This is a genomic window from Curtobacterium flaccumfaciens UCD-AKU (assembly GCF_000349565.1).
Lineage (GTDB): Bacteria > Actinomycetota > Actinomycetes > Actinomycetales > Microbacteriaceae > Curtobacterium > Curtobacterium poinsettiae.
On record NZ_KB714631.1, the window covers coordinates 409,009 to 425,504 of the forward strand.

Annotated in this window: 9 protein-coding genes, 1 tRNA gene and 1 other RNA gene; 7 read left to right on the forward strand and 4 right to left on the reverse strand. The window is 72.7% G+C overall.

Translation table 11 applies throughout. The features are described 5' to 3' along the window. Positions 1–573 (forward strand): substrate-binding domain-containing protein, encoded by a 573-nt coding sequence (locus H489_RS35605; protein WP_017888671.1) that lies wholly within the window; start codon positions 1–3, stop codon positions 571–573. A gap of 11 nt (positions 574–584) precedes the next feature. Here H489_RS35605 and H489_RS35610 read toward each other — a convergent pair whose 3' ends face one another. After that, positions 585–1,166 (reverse strand): TetR/AcrR family transcriptional regulator, encoded by a 582-nt coding sequence (locus tag H489_RS35610; protein ID WP_152427349.1) that lies wholly within the window; start codon positions 1,164–1,166, stop codon positions 585–587. 227 nt (positions 1,167–1,393) lie between these two features. On the opposite strand from H489_RS35610, the gene H489_RS35615 reads away from it, so the two are divergent. Together H489_RS35615 and H489_RS35620 are read left to right on the forward strand one after the other, a co-directional pair. Further along, positions 1,394–2,650: a multidrug effflux MFS transporter gene (locus H489_RS35615; RefSeq protein ID WP_017888673.1), complete on the forward strand. Its 1,257-nt coding sequence runs from the start codon at positions 1,394–1,396 to the stop codon at positions 2,648–2,650. Positions 2,651–2,689: 39 nt separating this feature from the next. Further along, entirely contained in the window at positions 2,690–4,702 is a 2,013-nt protein-coding gene (locus H489_RS35620; RefSeq protein WP_017888674.1) for a helicase HerA-like domain-containing protein, read from the forward strand. Positions 4,703–4,721: 19 nt separating this feature from the next. Here the strand turns inward: H489_RS35620 and H489_RS35625 are convergent, their stop codons facing one another. Then, positions 4,722–5,366, reverse strand: a complete 645-nt coding sequence (locus H489_RS35625) for a hypothetical protein (protein WP_017888675.1) — start codon at positions 5,364–5,366, stop codon at positions 4,722–4,724. 299 nt (positions 5,367–5,665) lie between these two features. Further along, positions 5,666–5,750: transfer RNA gene (locus tag H489_RS35630), tRNA-Ser, on the reverse strand. A 121-nt stretch (positions 5,751–5,871) separates the two neighbouring features. Between H489_RS35630 and pta the strand changes: the two genes are divergently transcribed. Beyond that, complete coding sequence (gene pta, locus H489_RS35635; protein ID WP_017888676.1) at positions 5,872–7,980, forward strand: phosphate acetyltransferase; 2,109 nt, start codon at positions 5,872–5,874, stop codon at positions 7,978–7,980. A 49-nt stretch (positions 7,981–8,029) separates the two neighbouring features. After that, complete coding sequence (locus H489_RS35640) at positions 8,030–9,226, forward strand: acetate/propionate family kinase (RefSeq protein WP_017888677.1); 1,197 nt, start codon at positions 8,030–8,032, stop codon at positions 9,224–9,226. 747 nt (positions 9,227–9,973) lie between these two features. Here the strand turns inward: H489_RS35640 and H489_RS35645 are convergent. After that, positions 9,974–10,648 (reverse strand): SDR family oxidoreductase, encoded by a 675-nt coding sequence (locus H489_RS35645; protein WP_017888678.1) that lies wholly within the window; start codon positions 10,646–10,648, stop codon positions 9,974–9,976. Between the two features lie 37 nt (positions 10,649–10,685). Between H489_RS35645 and ffs the strand changes: the two genes are divergently transcribed. Both ffs and H489_RS37905 read left to right on the forward strand, forming a co-directional pair. Beyond that, positions 10,686–10,782, forward strand: an RNA gene (gene ffs / locus H489_RS37490) — signal recognition particle sRNA small type. A 314-nt stretch (positions 10,783–11,096) separates the two neighbouring features. Next, on the forward strand, positions 11,097–16,496 hold a 5,400-nt coding region (locus H489_RS37905; RefSeq protein WP_152427350.1), incomplete at its 3' end, for a choice-of-anchor G family protein.

Below are 16,496 nucleotides of genomic sequence, written 5' to 3' on the forward strand. Positions count from 1 at the left end.
GTGCTGCGCATCGTCGCCGTGACCGTCGCCCTGGCGGCGGCCCTGACCCTGGCCGGGTGCCAGGGGACGACGTCGGCTGCCCCCACGCCGGTGCAGAGCACCGACCTGACGAGCTCCGACGGGGGCTTCGACCAGCAGGCAGTGATCGGTGTCGTCCTGGTCCACGACGACGCGGCCCTGGCCGACCGGCTCCGCACCGACCTGGCCGACGCCGGGTTCCGGCCCGACGTCCGCGTCGCTCCGGCATCGGGTGCCGCTGCATCTCAGCGGACCGCGGTCGCCCAGCTCGTCCGCAAGGGCGCCAAGGCCCTGCTCGTGCACCCCGCCCGGGCCTCTGCACTGACCGGCGTGGTCCAGACCGCCCACGACGCCGGGGTCGTGGTGGTGTCCCTGGGGGAACCGCTGCCCGCGACCGGCACCGGTGGCGACGGGGTGTCCGCCGACTACCGCGTGCCGTCAGAGGGCGACGACGCGGCCACCGCGGCGGCGGCGGTCCAGGTCGTGCAGTCCCTGCAGCGTGGTGAGAAGCCGGAGAGCGAGCCCACCGACGGCGAGACGGCCGACGCCGAGTAGGAGCAGTCCGCTCAGCTCCACCACGCCGGGAACGACAGCGTGATCGTCTCCACCAGCGCCTTCCGCGACCGTCGGGGCCCGGCGAGCCAGGCCTCGATCGCCCCGACGAACCCCTGCGCCACGAACCCCGCGGCGACGTCGTCGAGCAGGTCGGGCCGACGGGCGGGGTCGAGCTCGCGGATGTGCAGGGCGCTCGACACCGTGAAGTGCTCGACGAGCAGCCGGTGCAGCGAGGCGTCGTTCGGGTCGGGGAGGGCCTTGCCGTAGATGTCGCGGTGCGTCATCACGTGCTCGACGACGGCGTTGATGCCGCGCCGGGTGATGGTCGCGAGTTCGTCGGCTCCGGCGCCGCGGTCGGCGGCGGCCCGGCGGTCGTCGGCGTCCTCCTGCCGGATGCGGTCGAGCTCCGGTGTCAGGACGTCGGCGAGCAACGACCCGGGGGAGACCGCGTGCGAGTAGAACGTGGCGCGGTTGATCCCTGCGGCACGTGTGACGTCGGCGACGGTGATCTCCGAGACCGGTCGGTCTGCGGCGAGACGCAGGATCGCCTCGCGCAGTGCTGCTGTGGTGTGCAGGATCCGGGCATCCACCATGACGCCCACCCCCTTCTGATCCGCTTCACCCGGAAGGCCCCCGAGCAGTCCGACGCTACCGCATGGTCCGCGCGCGGCAGCGGGACAGCACGAGCCGCTTCACGCGGGCGGCCGGCACCGGCGGCGCCGAGCACACACGGGCAACCGTAGGATGGTTCCGCGGACGAATCGATTCGATCGGCCCGCGATCACCCTCCGCCCCCTCATCGTCGAAGGACTCCTGTCTCGTGACCGCGCCCGCCACCACCGGTTCGCTCCGGGTCGTCCTGCACCCGGGAGACTCGCTCTCCCGCAGGCAGCGGCTCGTCTACGTCTTCGTCCTGGGCGCCCTGACGGCGCTCGGTCCGTTCACGATCGACCTCTACCTGCCGGCGTTCCCGGCGATCAAGGACCAGTTCGGCGTCACCGACGGCGCGGTCCAGCTGACGCTCACCGCGACGACGCTCGGCTTCGCCATCGGGCAGCTCCTGGTCGGCCCGTGGAGCGACAAGGTGGGCCGCCGCCTGCCGCTGATCATCGCGACGACGGTGCACATCGCCGCCTCGATCGGTGCGGCGACCGCACCGGACATCGAACTGCTCGCGGTGTTCCGCGTGCTGCAGGGCATGGGTGCCGCGGCCGGTGGTGTGGTGGCGATGGCGACGGTGCGCGACCTGTTCGGCGGCAAGCCGCTGGTGCGCATGTTGTCCCGGCTGGCGATGGTGAACGGCCTCGCGCCGATCCTCGCGCCGCTCATCGGTTCGCAGATGCTGCAGTTCACCAGCTGGCGCGGCATCTTCGTCTTCCTCGCCTGCTACGGCCTCGCCGTGGTGATCGCCTCGGTCCTGCTCATCGTCGAGACCCTGCCGCCGGCCCGCCGGCACGAGGCCGGGCACTCCACCATCGGCCAGCGCTACAAGGCGCTGTTCTCCGACCGGATCTTCGTCGGCGTCGCGCTCATCGGCGCGATGGTGTTCAGCGGCCTGTTCTCGTACCTCAGCGCGTCGCCGTTCCTGTTCCAGCAGGTCTACGGTCTCGACGCGCAACAGTACGGACTGCTCTTCGCGGTCAACTCGGTCGGGGTCGTCCTCGGTGTGCAGATCTCGTCGCGGCTCGCCCAGCGTGTCGGTCCGCAGTGGATCCTGGCGTGCTCGACCGCGACCCTGCTGCTGGCGTCGCTCGCGATCATCGTCCTCGACCAGCTCGGTGCCGGTCTGGTCGGCGTGCTCGTGCCGCTCTGGTTCTTCATCGCCGCGTGCGGGTTCTCGTTCCCGCTCGTCCAGGTCATCGGTCTCGCCGCCCACGGGAAAGAGGCGGGGACCGCCGCCTCGGTACTCGGCGCCCTGAACTTCGGCGTCGCCGGGCTCATCTCGCCGGTGGTCGGCTGGCTCGGCATCACGACGGCCAGCCCGATGGCGATCGTGATGGCGTCGACCGCCGCCGTCGCGATCCTCGTGCTCTGGTTCGTGGTCCGCCCCAGGACGGTCCCCGCGCTCACGCACTGACCCCGAACCGCTGCGGGTCAGACTCCCTAGGCTGTGCCCATGAGCGACGCGACGGAGCGGGCACGGGCGGCTGCCGAGGCAGCGAGGCAGGCTGCCGACGAGGCACGTCGGCTCGCCGACGAAGCGGTGCTGCGCGCCGAGGAGCTCGCCGCCGCCCTGACGGCGGAGGAGCAGGCGAGCCTGACCGCCGACGCGGAACCCGCGGTCGTCGGGTCCCCGCCACCCACCGGCCAGGAGGCGCGGCTCGCGCCCGACGCGGAGCCCACCGCTCCGGTCGCACCGGTTCCCACCACCCCTGGCGCGCGGGTCGACGCGACCGCCCCTGCCGTGGCGGTCGACGCGACCGCCCCGAATCCGGTGGCGACGACGGCGACCGGCACCGTGCCTCCCGTCCGTGCCGAAGCCGGCCCGCTCGGACCGGACGCGGTCGCCGCGATCCGCGACGGCTACGCCGTCGACGGCGGCGCGATCGAACTCGGCGCCCTGGTCAACGGTGCAGCTGTGCCCGACGTGCAGATCCGGATCCCGCTCGCGATGCTGAACCGGCACGGGCTGGTGGCGGGGGCGACCGGCACCGGCAAGACCCGGACGCTCCAGGTGCTCGCCGAGCAGATCGCGGCGAACGGGGTGCCCGTGTTCGCCGCCGACGTCAAGGGCGACCTGTCGGGTCTGGCCGTCGCGGGGCAGGCGAACGACAAGCTCCTCGACCGCACCGCGGGCATCGGTCAGCAGTGGCAGGGCGTCGCGAGCCAGGCCGAACTGTTCTCGCTGGGCGGGCAGGGCACCGGCGTGCCGATCCGTGCCACCGTGTCGGGCTTCGGACCGCTGCTGCTGTCGAAGGTGCTCGGGCTGAACGACACGCAGGAGTCCTCGCTCGGGCTGGTGTTCCACTACGCCGCGCAGCAGGGCCTCGCGCTGGTGGACCTCGACGACCTGCGGAGCGTGCTGACGTTCCTGGTGAGCAACCAGGGCAAGGGGGAACTCGCCGAGCTCGGGGGCCTGTCGAAGCAGACCGCCGGGGTGATCCTGCGCGAGCTCGTCACCTTCGCCGACCAGGGTGCCGACCAGTTCTTCGGCGAGCCCGAGATCGACACACAGGTGTTCCTGCGGACGGCGGCGGACGGGCGGGGGATCGTCAGCCTGCTCGAGGTGCCCGGTGTGCAGGACCGGCCGGAGGTCTTCTCGACGTTCCTGATGTGGTTGCTGGCCGACCTGTTCAACGAGCTGCCCGAGGTCGGCGACCAGGAGAAGCCGAAGCTCGTGTTCTTCCTGGACGAGGCGCACCTGTTGTTCAGCGGTGCGTCGAAGGACTTCACCGAGCAGATCGTGCGGACCGTTCGGCTCATCCGGTCGAAGGGCGTCGGGGTCTTCTTCGTGACGCAGACCCCGAAGGACGTGCCGAACGACGTGCTCGCGCAGCTCGGATCGCGCATCCAGCACCAGCTCCGCGCGCACACGCCGGACGACGCGAAGGCGCTCCGGGCGACGGTGTCGACGTACCCGACGAGCGACTACGACCTGGGGGAGGTGCTCACGTCGCTCGCGACCGGTGAGGCGATCGTCACGGTGATGAACGAACGTGGTGCTCCGACCCCGGTCGCGTGGACCCGGCTGCGCGCACCGCAGGGGTCGATGGACCCGATGCCGGCCGACGAGATGGCCGCCCGGGTGCAGGCCTCACCGCTCCTGGCGACCTACGGCACCCGCGTCGACCCGGACTCGGCCCGCGAGGTGCTCGCGCGTCGCATGGAGGCCGCGGCCGCCGAGGCCGCTGCTGCTGCCGAAGCCGCCGCTGCCGACACCGCCGCGGACGCGTCGGCGGTCGAGGCCCAGCGGGAGTTCGAACGGCAACAGCGGGAGTTCGAGCGTGCCGAGCGGGCGTCGGAGTCGCGGCGTTCCGGTCGGACCGGTGGTTCCGGTCGGACGACCCGGCCCGGGACGCGGCGCTCCGCGGACGACCCGCTGACCGATCTGCTCGGCGCAGGGCTCGGCGGGACCATCGCGAAGGAAGTGGTCCGGGGGATCTTCTCGACGCTGCGGCGGCGACGCTGACCGATGCCGTGCGGCTGGTTCAGCGGGCGTCGAGGCCGGCGAACTCGACGGCGAGCAGCCCGCCGACGACCAGCACGACGAGGCCGCCCACGAGCAGGAACACCGCACGCTGCTCGTACCAGGCGCGGCTCGTCGGGTACCGCTTCGCGAAGGTGCGGACCGAGACCGGCCGAGCGTCCTCGACGACCTGCACGCCGAGCGCGTCGACCACCCGGTCGAGTCCGTCGTCGCCCCAGACGTCGGCCCGGAGCCGGAACAGGTGAGTGCCGATCCGGTCGAACGCGACGAGTTCTCGCACGGTCCGGTCCACCGACGAGCCGAACGTCGTGGCGAGGACCAGGCTGTGCACGCGGTCACGGGGGATCCGGCGGTGCGCGGTGAGCACCCCGCGGATCGTCACGCCGTCGTCGTCGATCCCGATGAACGCGGTGTGCAGCCGGACGAACACGACGCCGACGGCCGCGGCCATCGCGACGACGATGCCGGCGAAGACAGCCCAGGTGCGGAACGGGAACGAGACCCAGACCAGGGCGACGGCGAGCGGCACGGCCGAGAAGGCGATGCTCAGCGCCGTGGAGCGGACGAGCGAGCGGCGCGGGCGGAGGACCGTGTCGAAGACGGACAGGCGAACGGGCACGGCCGCCGGCACGGTGGTTTCCCCCATGGCGCGTCTCCTCGTCCCCTCGGGTGTTCCGGGCACGCTGACCAGCACGCCTTCCGAGCGACGCCCCTGCCGCTCGATGCACCGCGGTCGGCTCGTCCCGGAGCCGTTCGCTCGGCCAGCATAGGCGACCGACGGGTATCGGGGACAGCCCGTTCCACCCCTGATCAGCGTTTCCCGGCCAACGCAGGGGCACCAGGGCACGTGCTGGTCCGCCGGGTGGGGGACCACTGCGCCTGCGGAACGACGAAGGACCCACACCGAGCCGGTGCGGGTCCTTCGTTCGTGCTGTTCGTTCGCTGCGGAGAATGGGGGATTCGAACCCCCGAGGGCTTGCACCCAACACGCTTTCCAAGCGTGCGCCATAGGCCACTAGGCGAATTCTCCTGACACCGTCTCGCGACGGCGACACCCAATGGTACAGGTTCTGCGCGGTGCTCACGACCGCGTGTCGTCGGCGCCGGTGCTCCCAGATGTCGTGACACGTCCGGCGACTACCCTGGGCGTCGTGTCGACCCGCATCTACATCACGTCAGCAGAAGGGCACACGGGCAAGAGCACCGTCGCCCTCGGTGTCCTCGAGACCCTCGCCCGGTCCGTCGGCCGCGTCGGCGTGTTCCGGCCCGTCGCCCGCTCGGTGGTCGAGCCCGACTACGTCCTCGAACTGCTGCTGCAGCACACGGCCGTCGGCATCTCCTACGACGACGCCGTCGGGGTCACCTACGACGACGTGCACGCCGACCCCGAGGCGGCGCTCGGCACCATCGTCACCCGGTTCGCCCAGGTGGAGCGGCAGTGCGACGCCGTCGTGGTGCTCGGGTCCGACTACACCGACGTCGGCAGCCCAACCGAGCTGTCCTTCAACGCGAAGGTCGCCGCGAACCTCGGCGCCCCGGTGCTCCTCGTGCTGGGTGGCCGCGACGCCGCCGAGCGTGCGGCCCGCAGCCCCGAGGGCATGGCGCAGGTCGCGGACGTCACGACCAGCGAGCTGCGGGCGGCACACGCGCAGCTGTTCGGCGTCGTGGTGAACCGCGCCGACCCGGACGCCCTCGCCGCCATCGTGACGAGCGTCGAGCAGGCCGTGCACGACGACCACCCCGACGTCCCGGTGTGGGCGATCCCCGAGGACCGCGTGCTCGTCGCCCCGACGGTCCGCGCTCTGCTGCAGGCCACCGGTGCCACCCTGGTGCGCGGTGACGACGCCCTGCTCGACCGCGAGGCACTCGGCACCGTGGTCGCGGGCATGAGCATGGAGAACGTCCTGCCCCGGCTGATCGAAGGCGGCATCGTCGTGGTCCCCGGTGACCGGAGCGACGTCCTCATCGCCACGCTGCTCGCCAACCAGTCCGAGACCTTCCCGAGCCTGGCCGGCGTCATCCTGAACGGCGGGTTCGAGATCGCCCCGCAGGTGTCCCGGCTGCTCGAGGGCCTGTCGAGCTCGCTGCCGATCGCGCAGAACGACCTCGGAACGTACGACACCGCCCTGCGCATCACCCAGACCCGTGGCCGTCTGGCCGCGGACTCGCCCCGGAAGGCCGACCTGGCGCTCGCGCTGTTCGAGCAGCACGTCGACGCCGAGGCCCTGCGCGACCGCCTGCAGCTCGCCCCCTCCGGCGTCGTCACCCCGCTGATGTTCGAGCACGGTCTGCTCGACCGGGCCCGCAGCTACGGCAAGCGCATCGTCCTGCCCGAGGGCGAGGACGACCGCATCCTCCGCGCCGCCTCCACCCTGCTGCAGCGCCAGGTCTGCGACCTCACGATCCTCGGCGACCCCACCGCCATCCGCACCCGGGCGACCGAGCTCGGCCTCGACCTCGAGGCCGCGCAGCTCGTCTCGCCGTTCGACCCCGAGCTGCGCGAACGCTTCGCCGAGGAGTACACCCGGCTCCGAGCCCACAAGGGGATGTCGATCGAGCTCGCCCGCGACACCGTCACCGACGTCTCGTACTTCGGCACGATGATGGTGCAGCTCGGGCTCGCCGACGGCATGGTCTCCGGCGCGAAGCACACCACGGCGCACACCATCCGGCCGTCGTTCGAGATCATCAAGACGCGTCCGGACACCTCGATCGTGTCGAGCGTGTTCCTGATGGCGCTCGCCGACCGCGTGCTGGTCTACGGCGACTGCGCGGTGATCCCGGACCCGACGAGCGAGCAACTCGCCGACATCGCGATCTCCTCCGCCGAGACCGCGACCCAGTTCGGCATCGACCCGCGCGTCGCCATGCTCAGCTACTCCACCGGCGACAGCGGCTCCGGCGCCGACGTCGACAAGGTGCGCGCCGGCACCGCGTTCGTGCGGGAACGCCGCCCCGACCTGCTGGTGGAGGGCCCGATCCAGTACGACGCCGCAGCCGACCCCACGGTCGCGTCGACCAAGATGCCGGACTCCCCGGTGGCCGGCCGGGCGACGGTGTTCATCTTCCCGGACCTCAACACCGGCAACAACACGTACAAGGCCGTCCAGCGCTCGGCCGGTGCCGTGGCGATCGGCCCGGTCCTGCAGGGTCTGCGCAAGCCGATCAACGACCTGTCGCGCGGCGCCCTGGTGGGCGACATCGTGAACACCGTCGCGATCACCGCGATCCAGGCCGGCACCGCGACCGACGCGGCCTGACCGCCCGACCCGCACCGCGCCTCCAGGCCCGACAGAAAGTGACCACCCCGTGACCGCAGCCCTCGTCGTCAACTCCGGCTCGAGTTCGTTCAAGTACCAGCTCATCGAGCTCGAGGACGAGCGCACGCTCGCCTCCGGCCTCGTCGAGCGCATCGGCGAATCCGCCGGGGCCTGGAAGCACACCAACGCGCTGACGGGGGAGTCGTCGTCGAACGACGCCGCGTCGGTGCCCGACCACGCGGCCGGGTTCCAGGCGATGATCGACGCGTTCGCGAAGGTCGGCCCGTCGTTTGACGAGCACCCGCCCGCCGTCGTCGGCCACCGCGTCGTCCACGGCGGCACCACCTTCGACCGCGCGACGGTCGTCACCGACCAGGTCGAGCAGCAGATCGAGGACCTCAACAGCCTCGCACCGCTGCACAACCCCGCCAACCTGGAGGGGATCCGCGCCGCGAAGCAGGTCTTCTCGGACGTCCCGCACGTCGCCGTGTTCGACACCGCGTTCCACCAGACGATGCCGCCGCACGCCTACACGTACGCGATCCCCGCCGACCTGGCCGCCGAGTACGGGATCCGCCGCTACGGCATGCACGGCACCAGCCACAAGTACGTCTCCGAGCAGGCCGCGGAGTTCCTCGACCGGCCGCTCGCCGAGCTCAAGACGATCGTGCTGCACCTGGGCAACGGCGCCTCGGTCGCGGCGATCGACGGCGGGAAGTCCATCGAGACCTCGATGGGGCTCACCCCGCTCGAGGGGCTCGTCATGGGCACCCGCTCCGGCGACCTGGACCCCGCGGTCCTGATCCACCTGCACCGCGAGGCCGGGATGACCTTCGACGAGCTCGACACCATGCTCAACAAGCGGTCCGGCCTGCTCGGCCTGACGGGCAGCGGCGACATGCGCGACGTGCAGGACGCCGCCACCAAGGGCGACGAGCAGGCGGAGGCGGCGCTCGCCGTGTACCGCCACCGCATCCGTCGCTACGTGGGCGCCTACACGGCACAGCTCGGCGGGCTCGACGCGGTCGTGTTCACCGCGGGGGTCGGCGAGAACAACGCGCTGCTGCGGCGCCGCGTGCTCGCGGGGCTCGAGCACCTGGGCATCGAGGTCGACCCGGACCGGAACGAGCTGGCGTCCCGGGACGCCCGCCGCATCTCGACGGACGGCTCGCGGGTCGCGGTGCTCGTGATCCCGACGAACGAGGAACTCGAGATCGCTCGGCAGTCGGCTGCGGTCGCGCTCTGAGGGGTGCCGCCGAGGCGTGCCGCCGAGGCGTCGCACGTCGCGGTGTCGCGGCGGCACGGTGCGGTGTTCGTCGGCTGGTGCGGGGTTGCCTGCTGGGTGCGCGCTTGCAGCGCGGCACGGGGCGCGCAAGTCCGCACGGGTTGAGCAAGTGCGCACGGTGCGGACGGGAGGCGCGGGGTGGGTTGGCTGCGTGCCTCCTGTCCGTCGGTGGGTTGCGTCGCGGCGGCACGGTGCGGTGTTCGTCGGCTGGTGCGGGGTTGGCTGCTGGGTGCGCGTTTGCGGCGCGGCACGGGGCGCGGAAGTCCGCACGGGGTGAGTAGGTGCGCACGGTGCGGACGGGAGGCGCGGGGTGGGTTGGCTGCGTGCCTCCTGTCCGTCGGTGGGTTGCGTCGCGGCGGCACGGTGCGGTGTTCGTGGGTGGGTGCGGGGTTGCCTGCTGGGTGCGCGTTTGCGGCGCGGCACGCGGCGCGGAAGTCCGCACGGGGTGAGCAGGCGCGCACGGTGCGGACGGGAGGCGGGGCGGGTTGGCTGCGTGCCTCCCGTCCGCCGGTGGGTTGCGTCGCGGCGGCACGGTGCGGTGTTCGTCGGCTGGTGCGGGGTTGGCTGCTGGGTGCGCGCTTGCAGCGCGGCACGGGGCGCGCAAGTCCGCACGGGGTGAGCAGGCGCGCACGGTGCGCGGCCCGGCACCTTCGGCGAGGAGCTCGCACGGGGTGACGAAGCGCGCACGGTGCGGGCCGCACCGACGGGTCAGGTGAGGGCGTTCAGCGCCGCCGGGATCGGGGTGTCGCCGCTGGTGAGCTCGAACTGCACGCCGACCGCGGCATCGTCGAGCAGCGCGTGCAGGACGACGGTCGCGACGTCCGCACGGGGGATCGAGCCCCGTGGCACCGTCCGGCCGACGTCGACGGTTCCCTGCGGGGGAGTGTCCAGCAGCCCGCCGGGACGCACGATCGTCCAGCGGAGGCGTCGAGCCCGCAGGTTCGCGTCGGCCTCGGCCTTCGCCCGCAGGTAGACCTGGAACACCGCGGCGTCGTCCTGGGCGGGCACGACCGCGAGCTGGGGGTCGTAGGTGTCGGCCGCCATCGCCGAGATCATCACGTAGCGCTCGATGCCGGCGCGCTCGGCGGCGTCGGCGAGCAGGATCGCGCCGTCGCGGTCGACCGTGAGCTTCCGTTCGGCGCCGCTGTTCGGTCCGGCACCGGCGGCGAAGACCACGGCGTCCACCCCACGCAGGCGCAGCGCCAGGTCGTCGTCGCCGAGCTGCTCCAGGTCCGCGACGATCGCACGGGCCCCCTGTTGCTCGACATCGGCCACGTGCGCGGGGTTGCGGACGATGGCGACGGCGTCGTGGCCGGCGTCGGTGATCTGGCGGGCGAGGAGCAGGGCGATCTGGCCGTGTCCTCCGGCGATGGCGATCTTCATGTGTTCGAGTCTGCCCGTCGCGTCCGGTAGACTTCTCGGCGGCTCCTCACGTGACGCCATCCAGGCCAACTCCCCCAGGGCGGAAACGCAGCAAGGGTAACCAGGCTCTGGCGGGTGCGTGAGGAGTCTTCTTCGTTCCCGGAGGGTAACCAGGGCTGCGCTGATCTCGTGTGCGGGTGCGTGAGGAGTCTTCTTCGTTCCCGGCCTGAGCTCCGCTCCGGCCCGGCCCGGCCCGGGCCGACACCCCCCCCCGTTCGGGAGGGCCAGCCCACTTTTTCGGCGTCACGTGCGGACACCAACCTGATCGTGTGTAAAGATTCCGCTCAGGAATCCCCAACCAGGATTCCGACCCTCCACCGCCTCACCAGCGGAGGAGCCACCACCGCCTCACCAGCGGTGGATTCCGAGGATCAGGTGGCGGGCGTGCCCGCCAGGAAAAGAGACACGCATGCGCAGGCACGCGTCGCTGCCCGGTACCCCTGTACCCACCGCAGCGGACGAACGGACACGACGGATCACCCGCGCCGGCGGCCCAGCTCGAGGACGAGCGACGGACCACCGGCGGCTCCTCCTGCGCGGCGGCGTCGTCGCCACGGTGACGGCGCTCATCGCCGCCACCGTGGCGATCCAACCCGCTGCGGCCGCCCAGACCGACGTCGTCGAGGCTGAGGGGCTGCTGCTCAGCGGCTCCGGCATCGTCGACGCCGATGCGGTCGCCGAACTCGGCGGCGCGTACTCGGCTCGGGGCGCCACCTCGGGCGGCGGCACCACGAACCAGCCGCTCAACCTGACGGCGCTCGAGGCCGTCGGGGTCGACCTCGGCAACGACATCGACCTGCTCGGTCAGAACGGCATCCTGACCCTCGGCGTCGACGGCCAGTACGCCACGACCTCGGCGACGGGTGCGACCGCGTCGTCCGGCCTGCTCACGAACGACGGCGGCATCGGCGTCGGCACCGGGGCCGGCACCGGCGCCGCGACGCTCGACCTCAACCCGCTGTTCTCGCGCGTCGGTGCCGACACCACGGTGCTGTCGAACGCGCAGCTGCGGGTCGGCGCCCTGGCGTCCCGGATCCAGGCGACGCGCGGCACCACCGTCGAGACGACGACGGACTACCGGATCGCCGGCGCGGACCTCGACCTGACGAGCCCGGCGGTCGCCGGGCTCAGCACCGCGCTGCGGGCCGACCTGCGGACACTGTCGTCCTCGGTGAACTCGGCCGTCGGCGCGAACGGCGCACTCTCCGGCACCACCACCGCCCTGACCGCCGACATCCAGCGGCTGCTCCGTGGCACGGCCCTCGGCCTGGTGAACGTCAACGGCACGAACGTCACCGCGACGGTCGATCTCAACCTCGACGACACCCTGACCCGGGTCCTGCAGGAACCCCTGACCGACGGTGCCGTGACGATCACGCCGGCGACGGGCGCGATCACCGTCGACCTCGACCAGCTGACCACGTTGAACGGCCAGCCGGCGAACACGTCGGTGCTGACCGAGGCCGCAGTGGACTCGATCAACCGGAGCATCACGACGATCCTCGGTACCCAGCTGCCGACGGCGCTGCAGACCGCGGTCGTGAACACGATCAACTCGACGGCGGTCCGGGTGAACGTCACCGCGAACATCACCGCTGCCGGCCTCTCGCTCGCCGGACTCGCGCTGCGCGCGGACACCACGCTCGGCGCCCTGGCCGGCACGGCGCCAGCCACCGCCACCGTGACCGCGACCGGTGGGCCGCTCGGGCTGAACGCCCTCGGCACGCTGCTCGCCCCGGCGGTGAACACGATCGTGGTCCCGGCGCTGCAGACCATCGTGCGTCCGCTCGTCACGGGCGCCGCCCTGACGAACCTCGGCGCGACGCTCACGGCGACGACCTCGGCCGTCTCCACCCTGCTGCGCCCCGTGGTGCTGCTGCTCCGTCAGGTCGTCGACCTCACCGTGAACGCGCAGGACACCACCGGCTTCCGCGACCCCCGCGGGTACGACACCGGATCGCGGAGCGTGCACGCCCTGCGGCTCTCCGTGCTCCCCGGGGTGAACGTCGCCACCGTGGACCTCGCCACCTCGACCGTGCGCGCCACGGCGTTCGCGGCTCCGACCATCACGGCACCCACGGCCGGACAGCAGTTCCCCGTGCCGTCGGCGACCTCGACCCGCAGCGTCGACGTGAGCGGTGCCGGCGAGCCCGGTGCGACCGTGGCCGTCAGCCTCGGCGGGGACCGGACCGGCACGGCGACCGTCGCTGCCGACGGGACCTGGACGACCACCATCACCGCCGTCCCCACCGGTTCCTTCACCGCGACCGCGACCCAGACGGTCGGCGGCATCACGGCGGGCACCGCGACGCAGGACTTCTCCGTCGTCGCACAGCGCGCCCTCACGATCACCACCCCGACGACCGGTCAGACCTTCACCACCACGGGGGAGAGCGCCCCGGTCACCCTGACGGGCACCGCGACGCCGAACGCGACCATCAGCATCGACCTGGGCGGCGGCGTGACCGCGACCGGGACCGCGGACGACGCCGGCGCCTGGAGCGTCACCGTCCCCGAGGTCCCCATCGGCGACCAGACGGCGAGCGTGACGCAGACCGTCGGCGACACGACCTCGGCACCCGTGACGCGGTCCTTCCGGGTCGCTGCCGCGGCCGGCCTGACCGTCGACACCCCCACGCCGGACCAGGACTTCCCGCTCGCCGGTGACACCCGGTCCGTCCCGTTCTCCGGCAGCGCACAGGCCGGAGCCCGCGTGGACGTCGACCTCGGTGACGGCCTGACCGCCACCACCCGCGCGAACGCCGACGGCACCTGGTCGACCAGCGTGACGGACGTCCCGGCCGGGGAGTACTCGGCCGAGGTCACGCAGACCCTCGGCGGCACGACGAGCGCTGCTGTCACCCGCGACTTCACCGTCACGGCAGCGCCCGCGCTCACCATCGACGAACCGACCGACGGCAGCACCATCACCGTCGCGGACGCGACCTCGACCACCCCGGTGCGGGTGTCCGGCTCGGCCGCGCCCGACGCGCGGGTCACCGTCGGGATCGGCGGGTCCTTCACCGCCGCGGTCACCGCCGACGAGGACGGTGCCTGGACGACGACCTTCGCGGACGTCCCGGTCGGCGAGCGGACCGTCACCGCACTGCAGACCGTCGACGGCACCACCTCGGGTCCGGTGGAGTCCACCTTCACCGTCGAGGCCGGGGACCCGCTGGCGATCACAGCGCCCGAGGACGGCGACGTGGTCACCGTGCTCGACGCCGACACGACCACTGATCTCGACCTGGCCGGCACGGCCGAGGCCGGCGCCCGGGTGCGGGTCTCGCTCGGCGACGGGCTGACCGCGACCACGACGGCCGTTGACGACGGCACCTGGACGCTCACCGTTGCCGACGTCCCGGTCGGTCGGTACACGATCTCGGCGACGCAGACCGTCGGCGGGACCACCTCGCCGGCCGTCCGCCAGGTCGTCACGGTGCAGGCGGGCGCCCCGCTCGCCGTCACCGCCCCGACGCAGGATGCCACCGTCACGGTCGCCACCGACGACTCCGTCGTCGACGTCACCGTGCGGGGCACCGCGCAGCCCGGCGCCCGCATCGAGGTCGTCCTCGACGACGGCGATGCGGTGTCCACCACCGCGAACCCGCAGGGTGCCTGGTCGGTGGTCCTCGCCGACGTCGGCACCGGCGACCACACCGCGACGGTCACCCAGACCGTCGACGGCGCGACCTCGGAACCGGTCGGCCGTGACTTCGCGGTCGAGGCCGGCGACGAACTCGTCATCGTGGCACCGGGTGACGCCCAGCAGGTCCCCGCCGGCACCGGCGGGCAGGCCAACGTGGTCGTCCGCGGCACCGCGGAGCCCGGCGCGACCGTCACCGTCACGATCGACGAGGGCGACCCCGTCGAGGTCGTCACGGACACGGCCGGGAACTGGGAGCTCCCGACCACGCAGCTCGGCATCGGCGAGCACACCGTCGAGGCCATGCAGACCGTGAACGGCACCGAGGGCCCGGTGGTCACGCGTGACTTCACCGTGGTCCCCGGCAACGCCATCGTCATCGACACCCCGGCGAGCGGCGCACGATTCGTCGTGATCGACACCGACGCCACCGCGACCGTCCGGATCACCGGCACGGCCGAGCCCGGCGCCGCGGTCACCGTCTCGGTCGGACCCGGCACCCGGTTCACCACTACGGCGGACGACGACGGGCAGTGGGCGGTCGACGCGACCGGTCTCGCCCCGAAGGGCCTGTACACGGTGTCGGCCAGCCAGGAGGTCGAGGACGTCGTGACGAGCGCCGTCCCGATCACCTTCGAGGTCGTCACGGCCAACGCGCTCACGATCACCGGCCCGGACACCGACCCGATCATGGTCGCCGGCCCCGACGTCGAGCGCGACGTCACGGTCACCGGTACCGGCCAGCCCGGTGCCGCGGTCACGGCGACCCTCGCCGGGGCCGAGGACCAGCGGACGACGGTCGGCGCCGACGGCACGTGGTCGGTCACGTTCCCCGACCTCGGGGTCGACGTGCACCAGGTCGCGGTCACCCAGACCCTGGCCGGCAGTGTCTCCGACCCGCGCACCTCCGACCCGGTCGAGCGCACGGTGACCATCGAGGCCGCCGCAGCGGTCGCCATCACCGCACCGGCCACGGACGTCGTCCTGTTCGTGCCGGATGCGGACGCGACGCGCGACGTCGTGGTCACCGGCTCGGCCGAGCCGGGCGCGCCCGTCACGGTGCGACTCGGCGACGCCGAGGCGACCACCACCGCGGACACCGACGGCGACTGGACGGTCACGTTCGGTGGGGTCGGTGTCGGCACCCCGACGCTGACCGCCAGCCAGACGGTCGGCGGCACCACCGCCTCCAGTCCGGACCAGACGGTCACGGTGCGGGCCGGAACGGCGCTCGCCATCGTGACCCCGGAGGACGGCGACGTCCTGACGGTCGCCGACACGTCCGGCACCGCCGACGTCGAGGTGACCGGTCGGGCGCAGCCCGACGCCGAGGTGACGGTCCGGCTCTCGACCGGCGAGACCGAGACGGTGACCGCGGACGAGGACGGCCGGTGGGAGACCACCTTCCGGGACGTCCCGGTCGGCGACCACCGCGTCACCGCGACGCAGATCGTCGGCGGGCAGACGTCGACGCCGGTGACCGCCGCCGTGTCGGTCCGCGCCGGAGCCCCGCTCGTCGTGTCCACCCCGCGGGGTGCCACCACCGTCACGGTGGCGGACGACGACGCCACCACCGGGGTCGACTTCGCGGGCACCGGTGAGCCGGGTGCCACCGTCACGGTCGACCTCGGCGACGGTGGGACCGCCACGGCGACCGTGGACGAGGACGGCCGCTGGTCGACCACGGTCGAGGACGTGCCGACCGGCTCGTTCACGGCCTCGGTCACGCAGACCGTGAACGGCACCACGAGTGCGGCGGTCGACCGACCGGTGTCCGTGGTCGCCGCTGCCGACCTGGTCATCCGTGAGCCCGGCGACGACCCGATCACGGTGGCCGACGGCGACGCGACGACGACCGTGACGGTCGCCGGTGACGCACAGCCGGGCGCCACCGTGACGATCACCGTCGACGACCGCGACCCCGTCGAGGTCACGGCCGGTGACGACGGCTCGTGGAGCGTCGACGTGCCGGACCTGGGCGTCGGCGAGCACACCGTCGAGGTGACGCAGACCGTGGACGGCTCGACCTCGACCACCCCGGCCGAGACGACCTTCGAGATCGAGGCGTGCGCACCCGTCGTCATCACCGAGCCGACGGCCGACCAGGAGTACACGGTCGCCGACGGGGACGGCACGACGACGGTCGACGTGGCGGGAACCGCC